The organism is Kitasatospora sp. NBC_01246, assembly GCF_036226505.1.
Classification (GTDB): domain Bacteria; phylum Actinomycetota; class Actinomycetes; order Streptomycetales; family Streptomycetaceae; genus Kitasatospora.
In genome coordinates this window covers 8,631,445-8,653,317 of the sequence record NZ_CP108484.1, presented here as the reverse complement: position 1 = coordinate 8,653,317, position 21,873 = coordinate 8,631,445, and the positions used below count along the sequence as shown (strand labels likewise).

The window sequence follows — 21,873 nt, the reverse complement described above, 5'->3', positions numbered from 1 at the left end:
GCCGGTTAAGGTGAAGTCGGAGGGGGTGGTGCCGGGATCAGACCACGTGACCCGCCCGCTTCCGGTGGAGTTGCCGCCCGGGCAGGTGAGCGGCCCGCTGCCGGTGAACGTGATCGTTCCCGAGGTGTGGTGCAGGTCGAGCGACACGCAGGCGGCGAGTGCGCCGCTCGCGCCGAGGGGGACGGACGGGTTGAGGGGTACCGGAGGCGGGACGGCCAGTTTCAGCCCTGGGGCGAAGGTGACGGCCTCCGTGCCCAGCGGACACGCGACGGCGGTCGTGGTGGCGGCGGGCGGGTTGCTGGGGCCCACGCCCCGACGGCGGTCGACGCCGCCGCGCAGGCGGCACGGAACCCGAAAGGCGGCCGCCTGGAGGCCGCCTGCGCCTCCTGGCAGAGCCTCCTGACCGCGAGGCAAGGAATTCGACGCTTTGAGGGCGCCCAAGTCGGTACTGGCGGCGAGACCCGCCGTGGTGGGCGAGTCGAACGTGTACACGGTGCCGTTGCCGTCGCTGACCTTCCAGAGCCTGGTAGCGGTCGAGCGGCGCAAGCGCCCCCGACTCCCGGAATGTTCGAGTTCGCGCTGGACGTGATCCTGAGCGGCCTGGAACGACCGAGGGGACCGAGGGGCGCCAGGGCCCCTTGGCCGACGGATCGCACCCGCGGCTCCGCCCTCCGGGCGAGCGGGTGGGCGGTGGAGGGACGATGATGGAAGCCCCGGAATCGTGGCGTTCGAGGCTCGGTATGGCGGTGTGGCACGTTCGGGAATTCACTCCCGACGATCTCGAAGCGGTGGTGCGGCTCGACGGTGAGAGCGCCACCACGGACCGACCCGCCGTCTTCCGGCTCTCCGAGCTCGTCGCCGCGCTGCAGGCGCAGAATCCGAGCGTCGTCGCGGTGGCCGACGGGCGTCTGGTGGGCACGGCGGTGGGCCGGGTGGACGGGGACCGGGCCTGGGTGCTGCGGATCGCGCTGCACCCCGCCTGGCGGAACCTCGGGCTGGGGACGGCGCTGCTGTCCGCGCTGGAGCACCGACTGCAGGATGCCGGGGCGCGAGTCGTCGCGGCCCTGCTGCCCGAGGAGGAGACCGGCGCCGCGGCGCTGGGCAACTCCGGGTTCCGTCCTCACCGGGGGCTCACCTACTTCGAGAAACCGCAGGCGGTGACCGGCCAGGGCACGACGGTGCTGGCCTCGCTGGGCGCGGTGGTGCCCGAGGCCCGCCTCTGGGGGCAGCTCACGGGGATGGCCGACGAGAAGCGGCTCATCGAACGGCGACTGGTGCTGCCGCTGGCCAATCCCGAACTCGCGGACGCCCACGGGGTGGAACCGCCGCGCGCGGTCGTGCTGTTCGGCCCGCCGGGCACGGGCAAGAGCACCTTCGCCAAGGCCGTGGCCGGCCGGCTCGGCTGGCCGTTCGTAGAGTTCTTCCCCTCGCGGATCGCTTCGGAGGACGGGCTCGCCACGGGGCTCGGCCGCCGCTTCGAGGAGATGGCGCAGCTGGACCACGTGCTGGTCTTCATCGACGAAGTCGAGGAGGTCGCCGGCACCCGCAGCCTCGCCGATCCCGCGTCGGTAGGCGTGGTCAACGAGCTCCTCAAGTCGATCGTGCGGTTCCGCGACCGGGAGGGCCGACTGCTCGTCTGCGCCACCAACTCGGTGGCCGCCCTGGACCCGGCGTTCCTGCGCCACGGCCGGTTCGACTACGTCCTGCCGGTGGGGCCGCCGGACCACGAGGCCCGCAACGCCCTCTGGGCCGGCTACACCGCCAGGACGGGCACGGCGGCCGACACGGCTGTGCTGGCCGGCGCCAGCAGCGGCTTCACCCCCGCCGACATCCGGCAGGTCGCCATGGCGGTCGCCCAGGCCGTCTTCGAGCACACCCTCGACACGGGGGAACGCACCGAACCCGGCACCGAGGACTACCTGGACGCCATCCGGCGCACCCGGCCGACCGTGACCGAGGAGATGGCCCGGGAGTTCGCCGACCAGGCGGTCCGCTACGGGCGCACCTGAGGCGGCCCGGGTCGGCGGTCGCCCTCGGTCGCAGTGGCGGGGATTCCCAGGGCGCGCCGCGGCGCCCGGGCCTCTGGACTTACTAGGACGTCCAACTATATGGTCGATGCCAGGTCCGCGGTGTCAGGGAAGCCGGTGTGAGTCCGGCACGGTCCCGCCACTGTGACCGGGGAGTTCGTCCTCGTGGATGACGGCCACTGGCAGCCAGCCGGGAAGGCCTGGGGGCGGGCGTGGATCCGGGAGTCAGGATACCGGCCGCGGGTGGTCCGTGCTTTCCACGAGGATGGAGACGACACGCATGACTCCGGGCCGCCTTTCCCGTTTCGCTGCCCCTTGCCCTGCCGTGCTGACCGTCGGGGTACAACTCCGCCCCCGACGGTGACGTCAACCGCCGGACCGCCGTAGGCGCGCACGACCGTGTGCCCGGACGGCGGCGGTGGTCTCTCCATTCCTCCTCTCCCCATCCACGATGAGAGAAGGAACCGATGGTTCGTGAACTGACCCATTTCGTCGGCGGCAAGCGCATCGCCGGGACGTCCGGGCGCTTCGCCGACGTGTACGACCCCAACACCGGCCGGGTACAGGCCCGGGTGCCGCTGGCCGACCGGGCCGAGGTCGAGGCGGTGATCGCCGACGCCGCGCAGGCCCAGCCCGAGTGGGCCGCCTGGAACCCGCAGCGGCGGGCGCGGGTGCTGCTGCGCTTCCTGCAGCTGGTCGAGCAGGAGAAGGAGGAGCTGGCCCGGCTGCTGTCCGCCGAGCACGGCAAGACCGTGGCCGACGCCCACGGCGACATCCAGCGCGGCCTGGAGGTCGTGGAGTTCGCCGCCGGGATCCCGCACCTGCTGAAAGGCGAGTTCAGCGACAACGCCGGCACCGGAATCGACGTCTACTCGATGCGCCAGCCGCTCGGCGTGGTCGCGGGCATCACGCCGTTCAACTTTCCGGCGATGATCCCGCTCTGGAAGGCCGCGCCCGCGCTGGCCTGCGGCAACGCCTTCGTCCTCAAGCCCTCCGAGCGCGACCCCTCGGTGCCGCTGCGCCTGGCCGAGCTCTTCCTCGAAGCGGGGCTTCCCCCGGGCGTGCTCAACGTCGTCAACGGCGACAAGGAGGCCGTGGACACGCTGCTGGAGGACCCCCGGGTCGAGGCGCTCGGCTTCGTCGGCTCGACCCCGATCGCCCAGTACGTCTACGCCACCGCGGCAGCGCACGGCAAGCGCGCCCAGTGCTTCGGCGGAGCGAAGAACCACATGATCGTGATGCCGGATGCCGATCTCGACCAGGCCGCCGACGCCCTCGTCGGCGCCGGCTACGGCTCGGCCGGTGAACGCTGCATGGCGATCTCGGTCGCCGTCCCGGTCGGGGACGAGACGGCGGACGCCCTGGTGGCGAAGCTGGTCGAGCGGATCGCCGCGTTGAAGGTCGGCCGCTCGGACGACCCGGCGGCCGACTTCGGTCCGCTGGTCGGCCGCGACGCCCTGGAGCGCGTCCGCGACTACCTGGACCTCGGGGTCCAGGAGGGAGCCGAACTCGTCTTGGACGGAAGGGACTTCCGCCTGTCCGGCCACGAGGACGGCTACTTCCTCGGTGCCTCGCTGTTCGACCGGGTCACTCCCGGCATGCGGATCTACCGGGAGGAGATCTTCGGCCCGGTCCTGGCCGTGGTCCGCGCCGCTGACTACGAGGAGGCGCTGCGGCTGCCGAGTGAGCACGAGTTCGGCAACGGCGTGGCCATCTACACCCGGGACGGCGACACCGCCCGGGACTTCGCCCGCCGGGTGAACACCGGCATGGTCGGGGTCAACGTGCCGATCCCGGTGCCGATCGCTTACCACACCTTCGGCGGCTGGAAGCGATCCGGCTTCGGCGACCTCAACCAGCACGGCCCCGACTCGATCCGCTTCTACACCCGCACCCGCACCGTCACCTCGCGCTGGCCCTCCGGGGTCAAGGAGGGCGCGAGCTTCACCATGCCGACGATGGGATGAGTACGGTGCACGCAGGTGACCTGACGGACGACCAGCGCGCCATCGCGAAGGCGACCCGGGCCTTCGCCGACGAGTACCTCGCCCCGCACGCGGTGGCATGGGACCGGGACAAGCACTTCCCGGTCGAGGTGCTGCGCAAGGCGGCGGACGTGGGCCTGGCCGGTGTGTACGCGCGCGAGGACGTCGGCGGATCGGAGCTCTCCCGACTGGACGGGGTGGTCGCCTTCGAAGCACTCGCGACCGGCTGCCCGTCGATCGCCGGCTACCTGTCCATTCACAACATGGTCGGCTGGATGGTGGACCGCTACGGAACCGAGGCGCAGCGTGCCCGCTGGCTGCCGGCACTCTGCACGGCCGAACAGTTGGGCAGTTACTGCCTCACCGAGCCCGGCGCCGGCTCCGACGCCGCCGCGCTCACCACCCGGGCCGTGCGCGACGGCGACCAGTGGGTACTGGACGGCGTCAAGCAGTTCATCTCCGGCGCGGGCACATCCCAGGTGTACGTGGTGATGGCGCGGACCGGCGGCCCGGGGCCGGACGGCGTCTCCGCGTTCCTCCTGGACCGCGACGACCGTGGGCTGTCCTTCGGTCCGAACGAGCACAAGATGGGCTGGAACGCCCAGCCGACCCGGCAGGTGCTGCTGGACGGCGTCCGGCTGCCCGCCGACCGCCTGCTCGGGGCGGAGGGCGAGGGTTTCCGCATCGCCATGGGCGGCCTCAACGGCGGGCGGCTCGGCATTGCGGCCTGTTCACTGGGCGGCGCCCAGAGTGCGTTGGAACGTGCGGTGGCCTATCTCGCCGACCGTGAGGCGTTCGGGGCCCGCCTGCTGCACGCCCAGGCGCTGCAGTTCCGACTCGCCGACATGGCGACGGAGTTGGAGGCGGCGAGGGCGCTCGTGTGGCGCGCGGCGGCCGCCCTGGACCGGGGCGACCGGCGGGCACCTCAGCTGTGCGCGATGGCCAAGCGGCACGCCACCGACACCGGCTTCGACGTCGCCAACCAGGCGCTCCAACTGCACGGTGGCTACGGCTACCTCGCCGAGTACGGCATCGAGAAGATCGTCCGCGACCTGCGGGTGCACCAGATCCTGGAAGGGACCAACGAGATCATGCGCGTCATCGTCGCCCGCGGCCTGACCGGAGCCGCCTGATGACCGGGAACGACACCGAGGAGGTCCTCGTCCAGTGGGAGGGCCGGGCCGGGCTGATCGTCCTCAACCGGCCCGCCGCCCTGAACGCCCTCACCCACGGCATGGTGCGGACGATCTCGGAGGCCCTGGACGCGTGGGAGCAGGACGAGCGGGTCGACACCGTCGTCGTCACCGGCGCCGGCGACCGGGCCTTCTGCGCCGGTGGCGACATCGTCGCCATCCACCGTGCCGCCACCGGCGGGGACCCGGGCGCCGTCGAGGAGTTCTGGCGCGACGAGTACCGCCTCAACGCCCGGATCGCCCGGTACTCCAAGCCCTACGTCGCCGTCATGAGTGGCATCGTGATGGGCGGCGGGGTCGGGGTTTCCGCTCACGGCAGTGTCCGGATCGTCACCGAGACCACCCGGGTGGCGATGCCGGAGGCGGGGATCGGCTTCGTGCCCGATGTGGGCGGCACCTACCTGCTCGCCCTCGCCCCGGGCGAGCTGGGTACCCACCTCGCCCTGACCGCGGGTTCCGTCGGCGCCGCGGACGCGCTGCTCTGCGGGCTCGCCGACCACTTCGTGCCGGCCGAGCGCCTCCCGTCCCTGCTCGACGACCTGGCCGAGCTGCCCGTGCACGACGCCCTCGAACGGCACGTCGAACCCGCACCGCCGGGCCGGCTGGAGGGGCAGCGTGCGTGGATCGACGGCTGCTACGCGGCCGGGACCGTCGAGGAGATCCTCGACCGGCTGCGGGACAGCGGCGAACCCGAGGCGAAGAAGGCCGTGGACCGGATCACCGCCAACTCGCCCACCGCCGTGAAGGCCACGCTGGCGGCGCTGCGCCGGGCCCGGGCGCTGGGCCCGCTGGAGGCGGTGCTGGACCAGGAGTACCGCACCTCCTGCGCGGCGCTCGCCACGCGGGACCTCGCGGAGGGCATCCGGGCCCAGGTGATCGACAAGGACCGTTCGCCGCAGTGGAGCCCGGACACGCTGAGCGCCGTCGAACCCGCCGCCGTGGCCCGCTACTTCGCCCCGCTCGGCGAGCACGAGCTCGGCCTCGCCGCCACCACACCCCTGGAGCGCTGGTGACCCACAGCATCGGATTCATCGGACTGGGCAACATGGGCGGCCCGATGGCCGCCAACCTGGTCAAGGCCGGGCACCGGGTGACCGGCTACGACCTGGTGCCGGAGGCCTTGCGGCACGCCGAGGAGGTGGGCGTCCGCCCTGCGCGGTCCGCGGCCGAGGCCGTGCGCGAGGCCGACGTCGTCATCAGCATGCTGCCGGCCGGCCGCCACGTCCTGGCCGCCTACGCGGAGCTGCTGCCCGCCGCCCGCCCGGGAACGCTCTTCGTCGACTGCTCGACGATCGACGTCGCGGATGCCAGGGCGGTGCACGATCTCGCGGTGGACGCCGGGCACCGCGTGGTGGACGCGCCGGTCTCCGGCGGGGTGGTCGGCGCGACGGCCGCGAGCCTCACCTTCATGGTCGGCGCGGAGAAGGAGCACTTCGAGAGCGCCCGCCCGGTTCTGGAGGCGATGGGCCGCAAGGTGGTGCACTGCGGCGCGCCCGGTGCGGGGCAGGCGGCGAAGATCTGCAACAACATGATCCTCGGCATCTCGATGATCGCGGTCAGCGAGGCGTTCGTGCTCGGGGAGAGTCTGGGGCTCAGCCACCAGGCGCTGTTCGACGTCGCCTCGACGGCCTCCGGCCAGTGCTGGGCGCTCACCAGTAACTGTCCGGTCCCCGGGCCGGTGCCGGCCAGTCCGGCGAACCGCGAGTACGCGGCCGGGTTCGCCTCCGCGCTGATGGCCAAGGACCTCGGACTGGCCGCCGGGGCCGCCGACGCAGCGGGCCTGCCGACCGAGCTCGGTCGCAGAGCGGCGCAGTTGTACGCGGACTTCGCGGCGGACGAGGGTGCGGGCCTGGACTTCTCGGCGATCATCACCACTTTGAGGGAGGGCGGCAAGTGACCGAGACCCACGAGACGATCCTGGTCGAGCGCAGGGGCCGGGTGGGGCTGATCACGCTCGACCGGCCGAAGGCGCTCAACGCGCTCAACACGCTCCTGATGAGCGAAGTCGTCTCCGCGGCGACGGAGTTCGACCGGGACCCGGACATCGGCTGCCTGGTGGTCACCGGCTCGGAGAAGGCCTTCGCGGCCGGCGCCGACATCAAGGAGATGCAGTCGCTCGACTTCGTCGACGCCTACCTCGGCAACTGGTTCGCCGCCTGGGACCGCTTCGCCACCCTGCGCAAGCCGGTGGTGGCGGCCGTCGCCGGCTACGCGCTGGGCGGGGGCTGCGAGTTGGCGATGATGTGCGACGTCCTGCTGGCGGCGGACACCGCGAAGTTCGGGCAGCCGGAGATCAAGCTCGGCGTCATCCCGGGCATCGGCGGCTCGCAGCGGCTGACCCGGGCCGTCGGCAAGGCGAAGGCCATGGAACTCTGTCTGACCGGCCGGACGATGGGCGCCGAGGAGGCGGAGCGGGCCGGACTGGTCTCCCGCATCGTCCCCGCCGACCAGCTGCTGGCCGAGGCCCTGGCCACCGCCGAGACCGTCGCGGCGATGTCCACCCCGGCGGCGATCATGCTCAAGGAGGCCGTCAACCGGTCGTACGAGACGACCCTCGCCGAGGGCGTCCGCTTCGAACGCCGCCTCTTCCACGCCGTCTTCGCGACGGCTGATCAGAAGGAGGGCATGGCGGCTTTCTCGGAGAAGCGCCCGCCGGAGTTCCGCAACCGCTGACGGCGCCCGCCGTGCGCCGCCCCTCGTCCGGGGCGGCGCACCGCCCGTCAGCTCTCGGACCGCCGGAGCAGGTAGGTGTCCGTGATCCAGCCCTTTGCGCTCGCGGGCCCGGTCCGCTGCGGTCCCGTCGGGCAGGCGGAGTGTGCCGGCGGAACCCGGTGGTGCCTGCGTGATGTGACGCACGATCCCTTGACCCGATCTTTTCCATTTCGCCATGATGAGCCGTCACGTTGTGACTCCGTCGACGGGGGAAGTCCGGTCCGAATCCGGCGCTGACCCGCAACGGTAGGCCGCCGACGGCATGTCGGCGGCGAGCCCGAGTACCCGTCGGCGGGGATGTGTCGTCCCCTCCTCCCGTCGTGGTCTGCGGGCCGGAGCTCCGAGGGCTGCCCGGCGTGCTGCCCGGCGTCCTCCGGGCCCCTGCGTCCAGGCCCGGAAAGGCACTCATGCCCACGCTCCGCCGCACCCTCGGTCTGCTCGCGATACCCGCCCTGGCGCTCGCCACCGCGCTCCCGGTGGCCACCGCCGCCCACGCCGAAACGACGTCCTCCCGGACCGTTCGTCCCGACGCCGCCGCTGGCGGCTGGCTGGCCCGCCAGCTCGTGGACGGCGACCACTTCGAGTCCGTCTTCAACGGCACCGCCTACCCCGACCAGGGTCTGACCGTCGATGCCGTGCTGGCCTTCGCCGCCTCGCACAGCTCCGACGAGGCCGCCGCGAAGGCCACCGCCTGGCTGGCGAAGCCCGAGATCATCTCCGGCTACCTCGGCGACGGCGCCACCGAGGCCTACGCGGGCGCCACCGCGAAGCTGCTGCTCGCCGTCGAGGTGCGCGGTGGGAACCCGGCATCCTTCGGGGGCGTCGACCTGCCAGCCCGGCTGCGCTCGCTGCAGACCGCCGAAGGACGGTTCTCCGACCGCTCGCAGTGGGGCGACTACAGCAACGCCTTCGGCCAGTCCCTCGCCCTGATCGCCCTGCACCGCACCCCCGGCGACGCTCCCGCCGCGGCCGTCGACTTCCTGGCGAACAGCCAGTGCGCGGACGGCGGTTACCCGGTCGCCTTCGGCCAGCCCACCTGCACCAGTGACGCCGACGCCACCGCCCTCGCCGTCCAGGCGCTCGCCGTCAACGGCCGCAACGCCGAGGCGAACGCGGGCCTCGGCTGGCTGACCACGCACCAGAACGCCGACGGCGGCTTCGCGGCCGCCGGCGCGACCGCCTCCAACGCCAACACCACCGGCCTGGCCACCCAGGCACTGCTCTCCGGTGGGCGCCTCGGTGCCGGCCTCAAGGGCTGGAGCCGGCTGGTGAAGTTCCAGCAGGGCTGCTCCGCCGACCCGGCGGTGCGCGGCGCGGTCGCCTACGACGCGTCGGGCTTCAACGCCGGCAACGGCGCCCGGGCCACCGCGCAGGCCGTTCTCGGCCTGGCGGGCACCCCGCTGGCCACCCTCTCCGCCGCCGGGTCCCGCCCCAGCGCCCCCACCCTCGCCTGCCCGGCCCCGGCCACCCGCTGAGACGCCGAACCCTGATCCCACGAGGAGAGTTCCGATGACCGACACCCTCACCCCGTCCCGCCCCGTCCGCCGGATGCTCGGGTCGATCGCCGCCGCGGCGGCCCTCACCGCCGGCCTGCTCGGCGTCTCCGCCGGCCAGGCCCCGCAGGCCCAGGCGGCGGCCTGCAGCGGAACCACCGGCGTCACCGTCGTGGTCGACTTCACCGCCGTCGGCGGCGGCATCGAGACCGGCTGCGCCCCCGGCGACCCCGCCAGCGGGCTCGCCGCGCTCACCGGCGCCGGGTTCTCGTACGCCTTCCACCCCCGCTTCCCGGGCTTCGTCTGCAAGATCAACGCACTTCCCGCCACCTGCACCAACCCGACCGGCAGCGCCTACTGGTCGTACTGGCACGCCCAGCACGGCGGCCCCTGGTCCTACAGCAGCCTGGGCGCCGGCAGCTACAACCCGGCCCCTGGCGACGTCGAGGGCTGGTCCTTCGGCGCCGGCACCCAGCCGGGCATCACGGCGCCCTGAACGTGAGCAGGCCGGCGCCCGTCCTCCGCGAGGGAGGACGGGCGCCGGCGCCCAGGGCTCATCCGTCGTGGGACGCTTGCCGTCGTCGGAGGAGGTGACGGGCGAACAGCCCACCGATTCCGTTCAGCAGCCCCTGTTGTGCGGCCCGGGCGCGGAGCCCCGGGCCGCAGTGATTCGTCCGGTACCGAAGCGGAACGACCGGCGGTCGGCCGGGCCCGTGCGGTCAGCTGCCGTAGCTCAGCTGCCGTAGCTCAGCGACACGGCGTCGCCGAGGTGGACGGTGGTGGCCCGGGTCGCGGCGGTGGCGGTGGTGCCGTCCAGGCTGACCTTCCAGGTGGAGGAGCCGCTGTTGGCGGTGCCGTTGAGCGCGGTGACGGCTCCGCCGCCGGAGGACGGGGTGACGGCGGTGACGCAGCCGCTGGGGACAGCGGTGGCCGCCGCGTCGAGGACGTCACCGAGGGTCGCGGTGGTCGCGGTCGGAGCGAGGGTGACGGCACAGACCTTGAGGGCGCCGGTACCGTCGTCGACGACCAGGGTGAGCTTCGCCGCGGTGCCGGCGGTGAAGCCGGTGGCGGCGGCCCACGTCGGCTCGCCGGCGACGGTCGGGGCGGGCGGGGCGGCGGTGAACCCGGCGCCGGCGACGGCGCGCAGACCGTCGACGGAGGCGTACGGGGACGGAGTGGTGTCGGTGGGCAGGTACTTGAAGCCGCCGCCGGGCTTGAACTGCTGGGCGATGAGGAAGTCGACCGGGGTCTTGCCGGTGCCGCTGGTGAAATCGGTTCCCTGGGGGTTGATGCCGCAGGCGTTGAGGCCGGACACGGCCCAGCCGTTGGAGTCGGTGTTCACACCGAACATGGCGTTGAAGGCGCCGGAGGAGGCGAGCTTGCCCTTGAGGAAGTTCTTGGCGGCGACGATCGCGGGATCGGTGTCGGGCACGCCGGCGGTGCACAGCGAGGCCATGGCGGCGCCGGTCATGTCGATGTCGCTGCCCTGCGCGAGCGCGGTCGGGTCGCCGGCGGCCTTGCTGTAGTTCCAGCCGCCGTCGTTGTGCTGGTTGGCGCGCACCACGGCGCCGGAGGCGTTCAGCAGTGCCTGCGGGGCGCGCCGGGTGCCCGCCTGGGTCTTGGCGCCCGCCAGGGCGAGCAGACCGAAGACGGTGCCGTTGAAGTTGGCGGACGGGCCGTAGTAGCCGGGTTCGGCGGCCTGCCAGTAGGCGGCAAGGTCGGCGAGGAGGTTGCGGCCCGGGCCGACCCGGGCGGGGTCGATGCCGGCGGCGTAGGCGTTGAGGATGCCGCGCTCGTAGTCGGTGACGACCGGCGAGGCGCTCGGCCAGCCGGGGGCGGCGAGCTGGTTTCGGTAGACCAAGCGGGCGTTCTTGGTGGGGTCGCCGCCGGGGGTGACGTCCGCGGCGGCCGTGCCGGCGGCCGCCAGTGCGCTGAAGGCCCACTCGTTGGAGAGTCCGCCGCCGGTGACGTAGCTGCCGTCGGCGGCCTGAAGGGACCTCAGGTAGGTGACGCCGGTGCTCTTGGAGGTGGCTATCTGGGTGGGACTGGCCGTCGCGTGGGCGGGAACGGCTGAGAGCAGCAGGGCTCCGGCCGTCAGCGCGACGGTGACGGCGGTGGCGGTGCGGGTCGCGGTGGTCCGCGAGGGGGCCGGGAAGGACACGGGACGGGCTCCTTGGGGTGGCGGGCGTCGACCCTGCCCCGGAGTCCGGGCGTCCGTTCGGAAGCGCGCCTGCCGGAGCGGCCGCCGCCCGGATCGCGTGGGCCGGCTTTCGCCGTGGTGCACGGTCGGGCGGGCATTCGGGCTCGGGACGGCTCGACCGCCACCCCACACCGCTGCGCGTCAGCCCCGGGTTCGCACCGGGTTCCCCCACTCGGCCACCGCGGACGCTACCGCACGGCGGACCGGTCGACGAGGTGGTGTGACCTACCTGACGAACCGTTGACTCCCCATTGACCGGCGTGGTCTGATGAACCGGTTTTTCACCCTCGGCATTCAGGGGAAGCCGGTCCGACTCCGGCGCTGACCCGCAACCGTAGACCCACCTCGGTGGGTGAGCCGGAATGCCTGGACCGGGGGTCAGTTCACACAGCACTTGCGTCGTCGCGGACTACGACGCAGCTCTTGACGGCCCCACGACTCCGGAGGGCCGTCGGCTGCGCCGTGGTCTCCTGCGTCGACCGACGAGGGAGTCGTCGTGAGGGTCAGCAGCAGTCGCACACGTCACAGAAACCGGGACCTCGCGTCCCTGATGGTCGCCGGAACCGTCGCGGCCGCCGCCTGCGGAACGGTCCTGCTCGGACACCCCGGTACCGCTGCCGCCGACCCGATCGAGCAGTGCACCGCGACGACGGGCGCGATCGTCGCGGTCGACTTCGGCCACTGGGGCGGCGGTGTCGTCCGGGGCTGCGACGCCCACCCCACGACGGGGATGAACCTGCTGCACACCGCGGGGTTCACCACCACCGGAACCGAGCACGACGGCCCGGCCTTCATCTGTCGGCTGGGCACCGGAACCTTCAACGGCGGCGTCCAGTACCCGACGCCGGCCGAGGAGCCGTGCGTCAACACCCCGCAGGCCACCGCGTACTGGTCGTACTGGATCGCCGCACCCGGTCAAGAGAGCTGGTCCTACAGCCAGTTCGGCGCCGGCACGCAGAAGCCCAAGCCCGGCGAGGTCGAGGCCTGGGTGTACGGCGGCACCGACATCGGCGGCACGAGCGGAGCACCGACCTTCACCCCGGACTCGGTCCGGGCCAAGAACGGCAGTTCCTCGCCCTCGCCTTCGAACTCGCCCACGTCTTCCAGCTCGCCCTCGCCCTCGCCCACAGTCACCCCGACCCCGACCCCGTCGCCGACCGGCCCGCCGCCCGCCACCGGTGACCCGGCGACTGCCGCCGCCTGGCTCGTCGGGCAGCTCGTCGGCGGCGACCACATGGAGAACTGGGCCGCCCCGGGGCCGGACTACCCGCGGACCGCCCTCACCGCCATCGCGCTCGCCGCCGCCGGCACCCAGGATCCGGCGCTGCGCAAGGTGGTCGGCTTCCTCTCCACCCACACCGACGGCTTCCTCCTGCCCGACGGCCCGACCGGCAAGCCCGATGCGCGGGCCGCCGCGCTGCTGGCGCTCGTCGCCGAGAGCACCGGTGGCGATCCCCGCTCCTTCGGCGGCCGTGACCTGATCGCCACGCTGACCGACCACGTCTGCACGGCGGCCGGGGAGAACGGGAACTGCACTGCCGCCGGGGACTTCCTCGGCGCGGCCTCGCCCTGGGTCCAGGCGCTGGGTGTCATCGCCCTGCAGCGTGCCGGTGCCGCGCCGCCCACGTCGGCCCTCGCCCGCTTCACGGCCCTCCAGTGCGCCGACGGTGGAATCGCCGGGTCGATGATCGTGGCCGGCGGCACCTGCGAATCCGATCCGCTCAACACCGCCGTCACCGTCCTCGCCCTGCGTACGGCCCCCGGGTACGAGACGACGGCCAAGAAGGCCGCGGACCAGCTCGCGGCGAGCCAGCAGGCCGACGGCTCCTTCGTCCCGTACCTCGGTGCCCCCGGCGACACGGTCAGCACCGCGAGTGCCGCCCAGGCGTTCCGGGCCACCGGCCAGGGCGCCCGGCAGGCCACCGCCAAGGCCTGGCTCGCCACCCGGCAGGGCAAGGACGGCGGCTTCGGGCCCGACGCGTCCACCCCCGACCCGGACGCGGCCGCCACCGAACAGGCGATCCTGGCCCTGACCGGGACCGACCTCACCACCGTCCGACACGACCCCGACGGCGCCACCACGACACCGACCCCGCCCGCCGGGCGCACCCCCGACCCGGGCAAGGGCAGCACCTACCTGACCGATCCGGCCCGGCTGATCGACGGTCACTACTACGAGGCCTTCCCGGCCTTCGCCGACTTCGGCCTCACCATCGACGGGGCCTACGCCCTCGCGGCGACCGGTACCGATGACGCCGCGCTGCGCAAGATCGTCGACTTCTTGGACCAGCAGGGCAAGGACCCCAACGAGCGGACCGTCAACGACTGGACCGCCGTCGGCACCGAGTACGCGGGCGGCGGCTCGATCGGCAAGGAGGCGCTGCTCGCCGAGATCGTCGGCCGCGACCCGCGTGCCTTCGGCGGCCACGACCTGATCGCCGCCCTGGACCAGGCCGTCTGCGCCAGGGACGACCAGAACACCGGTTGCGCGGCACCCGGCAACTACACCTACGCGACCTCGGTGTTCTCCCAGTCGCTGGGCATCATCGCCCAGCTCCGTGCCGGGGACTCCACCAATGCCGCTCCCGCGATCGCCTACCTCAGGAGCCTCCAGCACCCGGACGGCTCCTGGCCGAGCCTGATCCCCGCCACCGGCGACTCCGACGTGGACAGCACCGCGATGGCCGTCATGGCCCTCGCCCTCGTCCCCGGCGACGAGGCGGCCCAAGCCGTCGACAAGGGGCTCACCTGGCTCGCCGCCCAGCAGCTGCCCGACGGCGGCTTCCCCGGCGCGGCCGGCGACTCCACCAACTCGGCTGCCCTCGCCGTCCAGGGCATGACGCTGCGCAAGGCCGCCTACGGCGGGCAGATCGCGAAGGCGCTCGACTTCCTCGCCGGCCAGCAGAACGGCGACGGCGGGTTCAACGTCGCGTCCGCCGGGCAGCGGGGCTCGGACGTCCGCGCGTCCACCCAGGCGATCGGCGGTGCCACGGGGATCTCCTTCGGCACGCTGTCCAGGAACCTCGGAGGCACGCCCACTCCGACGCCCACTCCGACCGGCACGCCGACGGGGACTCCGACGGGCACCCCCACCGGCACGCCGACGGGGACTCCGACCGGCACGCCCACCGGCACGCCGACCGGCACGCCGACCGGCACGCCGAGCCCGACCGGCACGCCCACCCCCACCGGGTCCACTTCGCCCACCTCCGCTCCCGCGACCAGCGGCGGCCCGACCACCTGGCCGGCCGACGGCATCGATGCCCCGGCCGGAGACGGCGGTGCCCCCGCCGCGGACGTGGCGGCGCGGACCGGTTCCGGCAACCTGGCCAGCACCGGCACCCCGGCGCTGGCCCTGACCACGGGTGCCGGTCTGCTGACCGCCCTCGGCGCCGCGGCCGTCATCCTCGCCCGTCGCCGCAACGCGGCCGCCCCGGGGCGTCACCGGTGAGCCGCGGACTCGGTGACCGGCTCGCCCGGCTGCTCGGGGCGGCGGCGCCGGCCTTCGCGCTCGCCTTCGGCGGCATCGCCGTGGGCACGGCCCCGGCTGCTGCGGCGCCGTTGCCGACGGATCAGTGCACCACGACCTCCGGGGTCGTACTCGCGGTGGACTTCGGGAAGTGGGGCGGCCCGCTGCTGCGCTCCTGCGGGACCACCCCGACCACCGGCTACGCCCTGCTCAACCAGGGCGGCTGGAAGACCACCGGCACCGGGCACGACGGTCCGGCGTTCATCTGCCGGATCGGCTACAGCGGCTTCCAGGGCGGCAAGCAGTACCCGACGCCGGACCAGGAGAAATGCGTCCTGACACCCCCGGCCACGGCCTACTGGTCGTACTGGCACGCCGATCCGGGCCAGAACACGTGGTCGTACAGCCAGCTCGGCGCGATGCTGTACCAGCCGAAGCCCGGCAGCGTGGACCTGTGGATCTTCGGCGGTACGAACATCGAGGGCACCGAGGGACGCCCGGCCTTCTCGCCGGACAGCGTCCGGGCGCACAACTCCAGCCCCGGCGGGCAGTCGACCGACCCCGGCGGCCAGGGCACCACGGGCGGCTCCGGCGGTGCCTCGGGAGGCGCTGGCGGCTCCGGCGGTGCCTCGGGAGGCTCTGGCGGCTCCGGCGGTGCCTCGGGAGGCTCTGGCGGCTCCAGCGGCAGTTCGACGGGTGCCACCGGCACGACCGGCGGCAGCGGCTCGAACGGCAGCTCGACGGGTGCCGCCGGCACGAGCGGTGGCGCCGGAACCGGCCGGGCCCCGGTGCCCGCCAAACCCCCGGCGGGCGGTGCCCGGCCGCCGGCGCCCGGCACACCGCCGGGGGCCGGCACCGCCGGCACCCCCGAGGCCGGCATCACCCCTTCGGGGGCGCCCGAGCCCACACCGGTGCCCGCCACACCGGTGCCGGTCGACCCGCCCACCGCGCCGCCGACGGACACCCCGACCGATCAGCCGACCCCACAGACGGCGGAGGCCGCGGCCGCGCCGACGGCCACCCCCGCCGTACCGGGAGCAGTGGTGAACGCCGACCCGGTGGCGGACGCACCGCACGACTCCGGCTCGATGCTCCCCGCCGTACTCGGAACCATCCTCGTCGTGGTGCTCGGGGTGGCCACCCTGGTCGCCGCGCGCCGCCGACGGGCGGAGTGATCCGGTGACCATGCTCGACAAGCGCGACACGGCCTCCCCGCAGCGCGTCCCCGGCCTGGGCGCGGCGGGCCGACGCGCCCCGCGGAACCTGCACCCGCTGGCCTGGTGGACGTGGGCATTGGCCCTGGCGACGGCGGCCAGCCGCACCACCAACCCGCTGCTGCTCCTGCTCGTCCTCGCCGTGCTCGGCTACGTGGTCACCGCCCGCCGCAGCGAAGCCCCGTGGGCGCGCGGGTTCACCTACTACCTGTGGGTGGCCCTGACCGTGGTGGCGATCCGGGTGGTCTTCCGGTGCGTCTTCGCCACCGGCATCACCCCGCATGACCACCTGCTCTTCTCCCTGCCGCACATCCCCACCCCGGCCTGGTACGCGGGCATCCGGATCGGCGGACCGGTCTCGCTGGAGGCCACGCTCTCCGCGGCCTTCGACGGGCTGCGGCTGGCGTGCCTGATCTGCTGCATCGGCGCGGCGAACACCCTGGCCAACCCCAAGCGTGCCCTGCGGGTGCTGCCCGGGGCTCTGTACGAGCTCGGCGTGGCCGTCACGGTGTCGCTGAGCGTCGCGCCGCAGCTGGTGCAGAGCGTCCAACGCGTGGCCCGGGCCCGGCGGTTGCGCGCCGGACAGCGCAAGGGCGTACGTGCGTTGCGCGGCATCGTGGTGCCGGTCCTGGAGGACGCGCTGGAACGCTCGCTCAGCCTGGCCGCCGCGATGGACTCGCGCGGCTACGGGCGTTCCGGCACCGCCTCGCGGCGCTCCCGCCGGCTCACCGGAACCCTGATGCTGCTCGGCATGTGCGGCCTGTGCGCCGGGGTGTACGGCTTGCTGGACGGCACGGCCCCCGCCGCGCTCGGCCTGCCCGCCTTCCTCGCGGGTGCCGTCCTCTGCGTGGCGGGCCTCGTCCTCGGCGGGCGGCGGGTGCGGCGCACCACCTACCGGCCGCACCGCTGGCGGGCCGCCGAGTGGGCGGTCGCCGGCTGCGGGGTGACCGCCGCCGTCCTGCTGTTCGCCACGGTCGGCTACGACGCCACCGAACTCAACCCCTCCCTCTACCCGCTGACCTGGCCGGCGCTGCCGCTCGTCCCGGTGCTCGCCCTGCTGCTGGCGGGCGCCGCCGGGATCGTCTCCCCGCCACCCGGCCGTACCCCCGAACGGCCCACCGACACCGCCACAGGTGCCCGCCGAAGCAGCAACGGCGTCAGCGTCAGCGTCGGCGTCAGCACCGACCGCACGACCTCCGAGGTGAGCACGTGATCCGATTCGACCGGGTCAGCGTGGTGTACGACGGCGAGACCACGCCCGTCCTGCGCGACGTCGACCTGCACATCCCGGAGGGCGAGCTCTGCCTGGTGGTCGGCCGCACCGGCGCCGGCAAGTCCACCCTGCTCGGCGCCGTCAACGGCCTGGTGCCGCACTTCACCGGCGGCACCCTGCGCGGCCGGGTCACCGTGGACGGCCGCGACACCGCCCACCACCCGCCGCGCGAACTCGCCGACGTGGTCGGCGTGGTGGGCCAGGACCCGCTGGCCGGCTTCACCACCGACACGGTGGAGGAGGAACTGGCCTACGTCATGGAGCAGTTGGCGATCCCACCGGAGGTCATGCGCAAGCGCGTCGAGGAGACCCTCGACCTGCTCGGCCTGGCCGACCTGCGCCACCGCGCCCTGTACGAGCTCTCCGGCGGCCAGCAGCAGCGCGTCGCCATCGGCTCGGTGCTCACCGCGCACCCCCGCGTCCTGGTCCTGGACGAACCGACCTCCGCACTCGACCCGACCGCCGCCGAGGAGGTACTCGCCGCGATCACCCGGCTCGTCCACGACCTCGGCGTCACCGTCCTGCTGGCCGAACACCGCCTGGAACGCGTCGTCCAGTACGCCGACCGGGTCGCCTACCTGCCCGGCGACGGCACCGTCGTGCACGGGCCGCCCGCCGAGGTCTTCCGGACCACCGCGATCGCGCCGCCCGTCGTCGACCTCGGCCGCCTGGCCGGCTGGGAGCCCCTGCCGCTGTCCGTCCGCGACGCCCGCCGAGCCGCCGCACCGCTGCGGGAACGCCTGGCCGCACGCCCGGCACCGGCACCGCGTCGCGCACCGGCGGCCGGGGAGACCGTACTGTCCGCCGAGCGGGTCGTGGTGCGCTACGGGCCGGTGGCCGCCGTCCGGGAGGTCGGGCTGGAACTGCGGGCGGGCGAGGTCACCGCGCTGATGGGCCGTAACGGCTCCGGCAAGTCCTCGCTGCTGTGGGCCCTCCAGGGCTCCGGACCCCGCCAGGGCGGCAGCGTGAAGGTCACCGGCGTCGAGAGCGGTCCGGCCAAGGACCCCAAGCGCCTCCCCGCGGCTCAGGCCCGGCACCTGGTCGGACTCGTCCCGCAGACCCCCACCGACCTCCTGTACCTGGAGACGGTCGCCCAGGAGCTCACCCAGAGCGACCTGGAGGCCCGCCAGGCCGCCGGGCCGACCGCACGGCAGATCCTCGACCGCCTCGCCCCCGGGATCCCCGACGACACCCACCCCCGGGACCTCTCCGAGGGGCAGAAGCTGGCGCTCGTCCTGGCGATCCAACTGGCTGCCGCACCAAGGGTCGTGCTGCTGGACGAACCCACCCGGGGGCTCGACTACCACGCGAAGGAAGCACTCACCGGCATCGTGGACGCCCTCGCCGCCGAAGGCCGTACGGTCGTCGTCTCCACCCACGACGTCGAGTTCGTCGCCTCCGCCGCCGACCGCGTGGTCGTGATGGCCGAGGGCGAGATCGTCGCCGACGGCCCCACCGCCGAGGTCATCGTCGCCTCACCCACCTTCGCCCCGCAGACCGCCAAGATCCTCGCCCCGCTGGACTACCTGACCACCCGGCAGGTGACCGAGGCCCTCGCGGTGGCGGAGGCCGCCCGATGACCGCCGTCCGCATCCCCGGCCGGGCCCGCATCGTCGTCGCCCTGGCCGCCTTCATCGGCCTGACCGCCTTCACCTGGCCGTTCGTCGTCGCCCCCGGGACGTTCGGCTCCAACTACGCCCCACCCCTGATCTTCGGCGCCCTGCTCGTCCTGGTCCTCGCCATCGTCATCGCCGAGATCTCGGCCGGCGGCATCGACGCCAAGGCCCTCGCCATGCTCGGCGTCCTCTCGGCCGTCAACGCAGGACTCCGACCCCTCGGCGCCGGCACCGCCGGGGTGGAGACCGTCTTCTTCATCCTCGTCCTCGCCGGCCGCGTCTTCGGCCCCGGCTTCGGCTTCACCCTCGGCTGCACCTCGCTGTTCGCCTCCGCCCTGCTCACCGGAGGCGTCGGCCCCTGGATGCCCTACCAGATGTTCGGCTGCGCCTTCGTCGGCATGCTCGCCGGGCTGCTCCCACCGGCCCGGCGCCGCTGGGAGGTGCCGATGCTGGCCGCCTACGGGGCTTTGTCCGGCTACCTGTTCGGCTTCCTGCTCAACCTCTCCTTCTGGCCGTTCTCGACCGACCCGAACAGCTCCATCGCCTACCTCCCCGGCCTGCCCTTCACCGAACAGTGGCACCGCTACCTGCTCTTCGACCTCGCCACCTCGCTCGGCTGGGACACCGGCCGCGCCGTCACCACCTTCACCGCCGTGCTCGTCGTCGGACCGGCCGTGCTGACCGTTTTCCGCCGCGCGGCCCGGCGCGCCAACTTCGAGCCCACGGTGCGTTTCGAGGCTGCGGACCACTCCGACGCCCCACCCGCTCAAGAACATCCCGCACGGCCGGCCGGATCGGCGCCCTCCTGATTCCGAAAGGTCCACCACCGTGCCCAAGGCCGACAAACCCAGGACGATGGCGATGGACGGTGCGGAGATCGTCGTCCTGACACCGCAACAGCACGCGGGCCTGGAGTCCGCCCGCCGCCAGCTGGGCGGACAACGGGCCCAGGTTTCCCGGATGAAGCTGGACCTCCGCCGGATCCGAGAGCTGCTGAGCACGCCGCTGCCGCAGCCACTATCGCCGACTACCCGCTGGCCGCTCAACCGGATAGATCACGAAGTCGCACTGGAGTACTAACAGAGGCGTTGGACGTGGCGGTGGGTGATCAGGCAGGTGGCGAGGCCGAGGAAGGCCTCGTGGATGTCGTCGGGCCGGCACGGAGCAGTCCGTGCCGAACTCCCGTTCGGCGTCGCCCGCCTGCGCCTACCCGCACGATCCAGCCGGCCACCCGCAAGGTACTCCCTGGCGCCGATTGGCGCAGAGCCGACCGTCACGTTCGGCGGCCCCGTCACCCCGGACGCCCGGGCAGGCGCCCACCAGCGGGACCCCTGCTCATCGTTGAGGAGAAGCGCGTCGCTGCCCTTCCTCGTCCGCGGGGTCCGATCCGGTGCCGCGGCCCGAGAGGGAGCGAAACGAGCTGTACGCGTCGGTGCTCGCCCAGAGCGCGCTTCGTACTCTGCCCGACGTATTCGTCTCCGACCCGGACCGGGTCATCCGGTCCATCGCCCTCAACTGCCACGTCGACACCATCGACCGTGCCACGGGACGCGGTGTCCATCGATCATGCGAGGTTCGGACGATACGGGGAGTAGCCTGGGTATCACCGAAGGCACTTCGTATGCCGGCACCGGACACTGGCGTCGTCTCCGGCGAACGGCTATGCCGGACCCGGGCCCCGCTCGGGTTCGGAGACAGGCCCATTGATCATGACTGTGATCCTCGACCGTGCGCCGACGCCGACCACTCCCGAATCCACCCTGCGGCTCTCCCTGGCACCCGGCGGCGCGCAGGCCGGTCGGCTGGACGGGGCCTGGTGGCCCCGGTCGCGTGACCTTCTTCTCGAACTTCCCTCTCTGGCCGCCGAGATCGACAAGCGGTGGGGCCGGGTCACCCGGATCACCGTGAATCCCGCACAGTGGCCGGTCATCCCCCGGCGGATCCCGGTCGCGGGCCACACCGTCCACGCGGGCTGGTTCACCCTCGAACAGGACGAGCACGTGGTCACGGTCTGCTCGTACTCCCCGCGCCGCCTGAACCTGCTGGTCGTCCCGCCGCAGACGGATGCCGTCGATGCCGCCCGGCTGATGACCGAGGCGGCCGACCCCGGGAACACCAGGACCGCGAGCGCCCTGCTCGCCGCCGGGACGGGCGGCGGTGCGGCGCAGCCGAAGGCCCGTTCCGACTTCCTGCCGTCGGCCGTCACACCCGCCGACGGCGTGGGTGAGGCCGGCAGGCGAGCGGAGCTCGCCCGGAGCCGGGCCGCCTCCTGGCCGGTTCCCGCGTAGCCGAGAGGCGCCCCGTTCGACCAGGGCCGAGGGCCGGGCTGGTCACTCGCGTGACCACTCGGTCTCCGCCTGAGGCTCGCCGACAGCGTCGGCTCCTTCCCAGAGGCGAATTCTGATCGCCTGGGGGCCGGGAGCAGGCTGGGAGAGCGTGCGCACGAACACGTCCCGCAGGTGGTTGGCCGCTCGCTGGGGCGGCCCGTCGTACTCCAGCGGATTCTGCGTGGGCGCGCCGTCCTGCCGGGACCACTGGCCGTCGTCGTCCTGGGTCTCCAGAACCCAGCGGTAGTACCCCATCCTGGCCTCCCATGCCGACGATCCGGGCCCCGGGAACGACAGTATGGGCGGGGCGGGTCAACCGCGACCGGTGGATTCCGCCCGCGCTGTGGCCCGGTGGCGCGAGTCG

Annotated in this window: 17 protein-coding genes and 4 riboswitches; of the genes, 15 read left to right on the top strand and 2 right to left on the bottom strand. The window is 73.4% G+C overall.

The window, feature by feature from the left end; translation table 11 throughout:
• Positions 1–740 precede the first annotated feature (740 nt).
• The 8 genes from OG618_RS36380 (at position 741) to OG618_RS36345 (ending at position 9,906) form a co-directional block, all read left to right on the top strand.
• Positions 741–2,009: an ATP-binding protein gene (locus tag OG618_RS36380; protein ID WP_329491894.1), complete on the top strand. Its 1,269-nt coding sequence runs from the start codon at positions 741–743 to the stop codon at positions 2,007–2,009.
• Positions 2,010–2,090: 81 nt separating this feature from the next.
• Positions 2,091–2,283, top strand: a riboswitch (cobalamin riboswitch).
• Between the two features lie 211 nt (positions 2,284–2,494).
• Positions 2,495–3,994: a CoA-acylating methylmalonate-semialdehyde dehydrogenase gene (locus OG618_RS36375; protein ID WP_329491893.1), complete on the top strand. Its 1,500-nt coding sequence runs from the start codon at positions 2,495–2,497 to the stop codon at positions 3,992–3,994.
• 5 nt (positions 3,995–3,999) lie between these two features.
• Positions 4,000–5,145, top strand: coding sequence for an acyl-CoA dehydrogenase family protein (locus OG618_RS36370; RefSeq protein ID WP_442906914.1), 1,146 nt, complete (start codon positions 4,000–4,002; stop codon positions 5,143–5,145).
• Positions 5,145–6,218, top strand: coding sequence for an enoyl-CoA hydratase/isomerase family protein (locus OG618_RS36365; RefSeq protein WP_329491891.1), 1,074 nt, complete (start codon positions 5,145–5,147; stop codon positions 6,216–6,218). Before OG618_RS36370 ends, OG618_RS36365 begins: the two co-directional genes overlap by 1 nt.
• On the top strand, positions 6,215–7,102 hold the full coding sequence (gene mmsB / locus OG618_RS36360) for a 3-hydroxyisobutyrate dehydrogenase (RefSeq protein WP_329491890.1): 888 nt from the start codon (positions 6,215–6,217) through the stop codon (positions 7,100–7,102). The genes OG618_RS36365 and mmsB overlap by 4 nt, the downstream gene beginning before the upstream one ends.
• Positions 7,099–7,878, top strand: coding sequence for an enoyl-CoA hydratase (locus OG618_RS36355; RefSeq protein WP_329491889.1), 780 nt, complete (start codon positions 7,099–7,101; stop codon positions 7,876–7,878). The genes mmsB and OG618_RS36355 overlap by 4 nt, the downstream gene beginning before the upstream one ends.
• 197 nt (positions 7,879–8,075) lie before the next feature.
• Positions 8,076–8,224, top strand: a riboswitch (cobalamin riboswitch).
• A 100-nt stretch (positions 8,225–8,324) separates the two neighbouring features.
• Positions 8,325–9,392: a peptidase gene (locus OG618_RS36350; protein ID WP_329491888.1), complete on the top strand. Its 1,068-nt coding sequence runs from the start codon at positions 8,325–8,327 to the stop codon at positions 9,390–9,392.
• Positions 9,393–9,426: 34 nt separating this feature from the next.
• Entirely contained in the window at positions 9,427–9,906 is a 480-nt protein-coding gene (locus OG618_RS36345; protein WP_329491887.1) for a flagellar hook-length control protein FliK, read from the top strand.
• A 237-nt stretch (positions 9,907–10,143) separates the two neighbouring features.
• Here OG618_RS36345 and OG618_RS36340 read toward each other — a convergent pair whose 3' ends face one another.
• Positions 10,144–11,571, bottom strand: a complete 1,428-nt coding sequence (locus tag OG618_RS36340; RefSeq protein ID WP_442906913.1) for a hypothetical protein — start codon at positions 11,569–11,571, stop codon at positions 10,144–10,146.
• Between the two features lie 131 nt (positions 11,572–11,702).
• A riboswitch (cobalamin riboswitch) is annotated at positions 11,703–11,779 on the bottom strand.
• 75 nt (positions 11,780–11,854) lie between these two features.
• Positions 11,855–11,972: riboswitch (cobalamin riboswitch) on the top strand.
• Positions 11,973–12,160: 188 nt separating this feature from the next.
• On the opposite strand from OG618_RS36340, the gene OG618_RS36335 reads away from it, so the two are divergent.
• The 7 genes from OG618_RS36335 (at position 12,161) to OG618_RS36305 (ending at position 21,470) form a co-directional block, all read left to right on the top strand.
• Positions 12,161–15,061: a prenyltransferase/squalene oxidase repeat-containing protein gene (locus OG618_RS36335; RefSeq protein ID WP_329491886.1), complete on the top strand. Its 2,901-nt coding sequence runs from the start codon at positions 12,161–12,163 to the stop codon at positions 15,059–15,061.
• A complete protein-coding gene (locus OG618_RS38140) occupies positions 15,058–16,254 on the top strand; it encodes a hypothetical protein (protein ID WP_442906912.1) in 1,197 nt (398 codons plus the stop codon). Before OG618_RS36335 ends, OG618_RS38140 begins: the two co-directional genes overlap by 4 nt.
• Before the next feature lie 10 nt (positions 16,255–16,264).
• Complete coding sequence (locus OG618_RS36325) at positions 16,265–17,506, top strand: CbiQ family ECF transporter T component (protein WP_329492404.1); 1,242 nt, start codon at positions 16,265–16,267, stop codon at positions 17,504–17,506.
• Positions 17,503–19,146: an ABC transporter ATP-binding protein gene (locus OG618_RS36320; protein WP_329491885.1), complete on the top strand. Its 1,644-nt coding sequence runs from the start codon at positions 17,503–17,505 to the stop codon at positions 19,144–19,146. The genes OG618_RS36325 and OG618_RS36320 overlap by 4 nt, the downstream gene beginning before the upstream one ends.
• Positions 19,143–19,991 carry an ECF transporter S component gene (locus tag OG618_RS36315; protein WP_329491884.1) on the top strand — a complete coding sequence of 283 codons (849 nt, stop codon included), beginning with the start codon at positions 19,143–19,145 and terminating at the stop codon, positions 19,989–19,991. Before OG618_RS36320 ends, OG618_RS36315 begins: the two co-directional genes overlap by 4 nt.
• A 52-nt stretch (positions 19,992–20,043) precedes the next feature.
• Complete coding sequence (locus OG618_RS36310; RefSeq protein WP_329491883.1) at positions 20,044–20,262, top strand: hypothetical protein; 219 nt, start codon at positions 20,044–20,046, stop codon at positions 20,260–20,262.
• A 629-nt stretch (positions 20,263–20,891) separates the two neighbouring features.
• Positions 20,892–21,470, top strand: coding sequence for a DUF5994 family protein (locus OG618_RS36305; RefSeq protein ID WP_329491882.1), 579 nt, complete (start codon positions 20,892–20,894; stop codon positions 21,468–21,470).
• 42 nt (positions 21,471–21,512) lie between these two features.
• Here the strand turns inward: OG618_RS36305 and OG618_RS36300 are convergent, their stop codons facing one another.
• Positions 21,513–21,764, bottom strand: coding sequence for a hypothetical protein (locus OG618_RS36300; protein WP_329491881.1), 252 nt, complete (start codon positions 21,762–21,764; stop codon positions 21,513–21,515).
• Positions 21,765–21,873 lie beyond the last annotated feature (109 nt).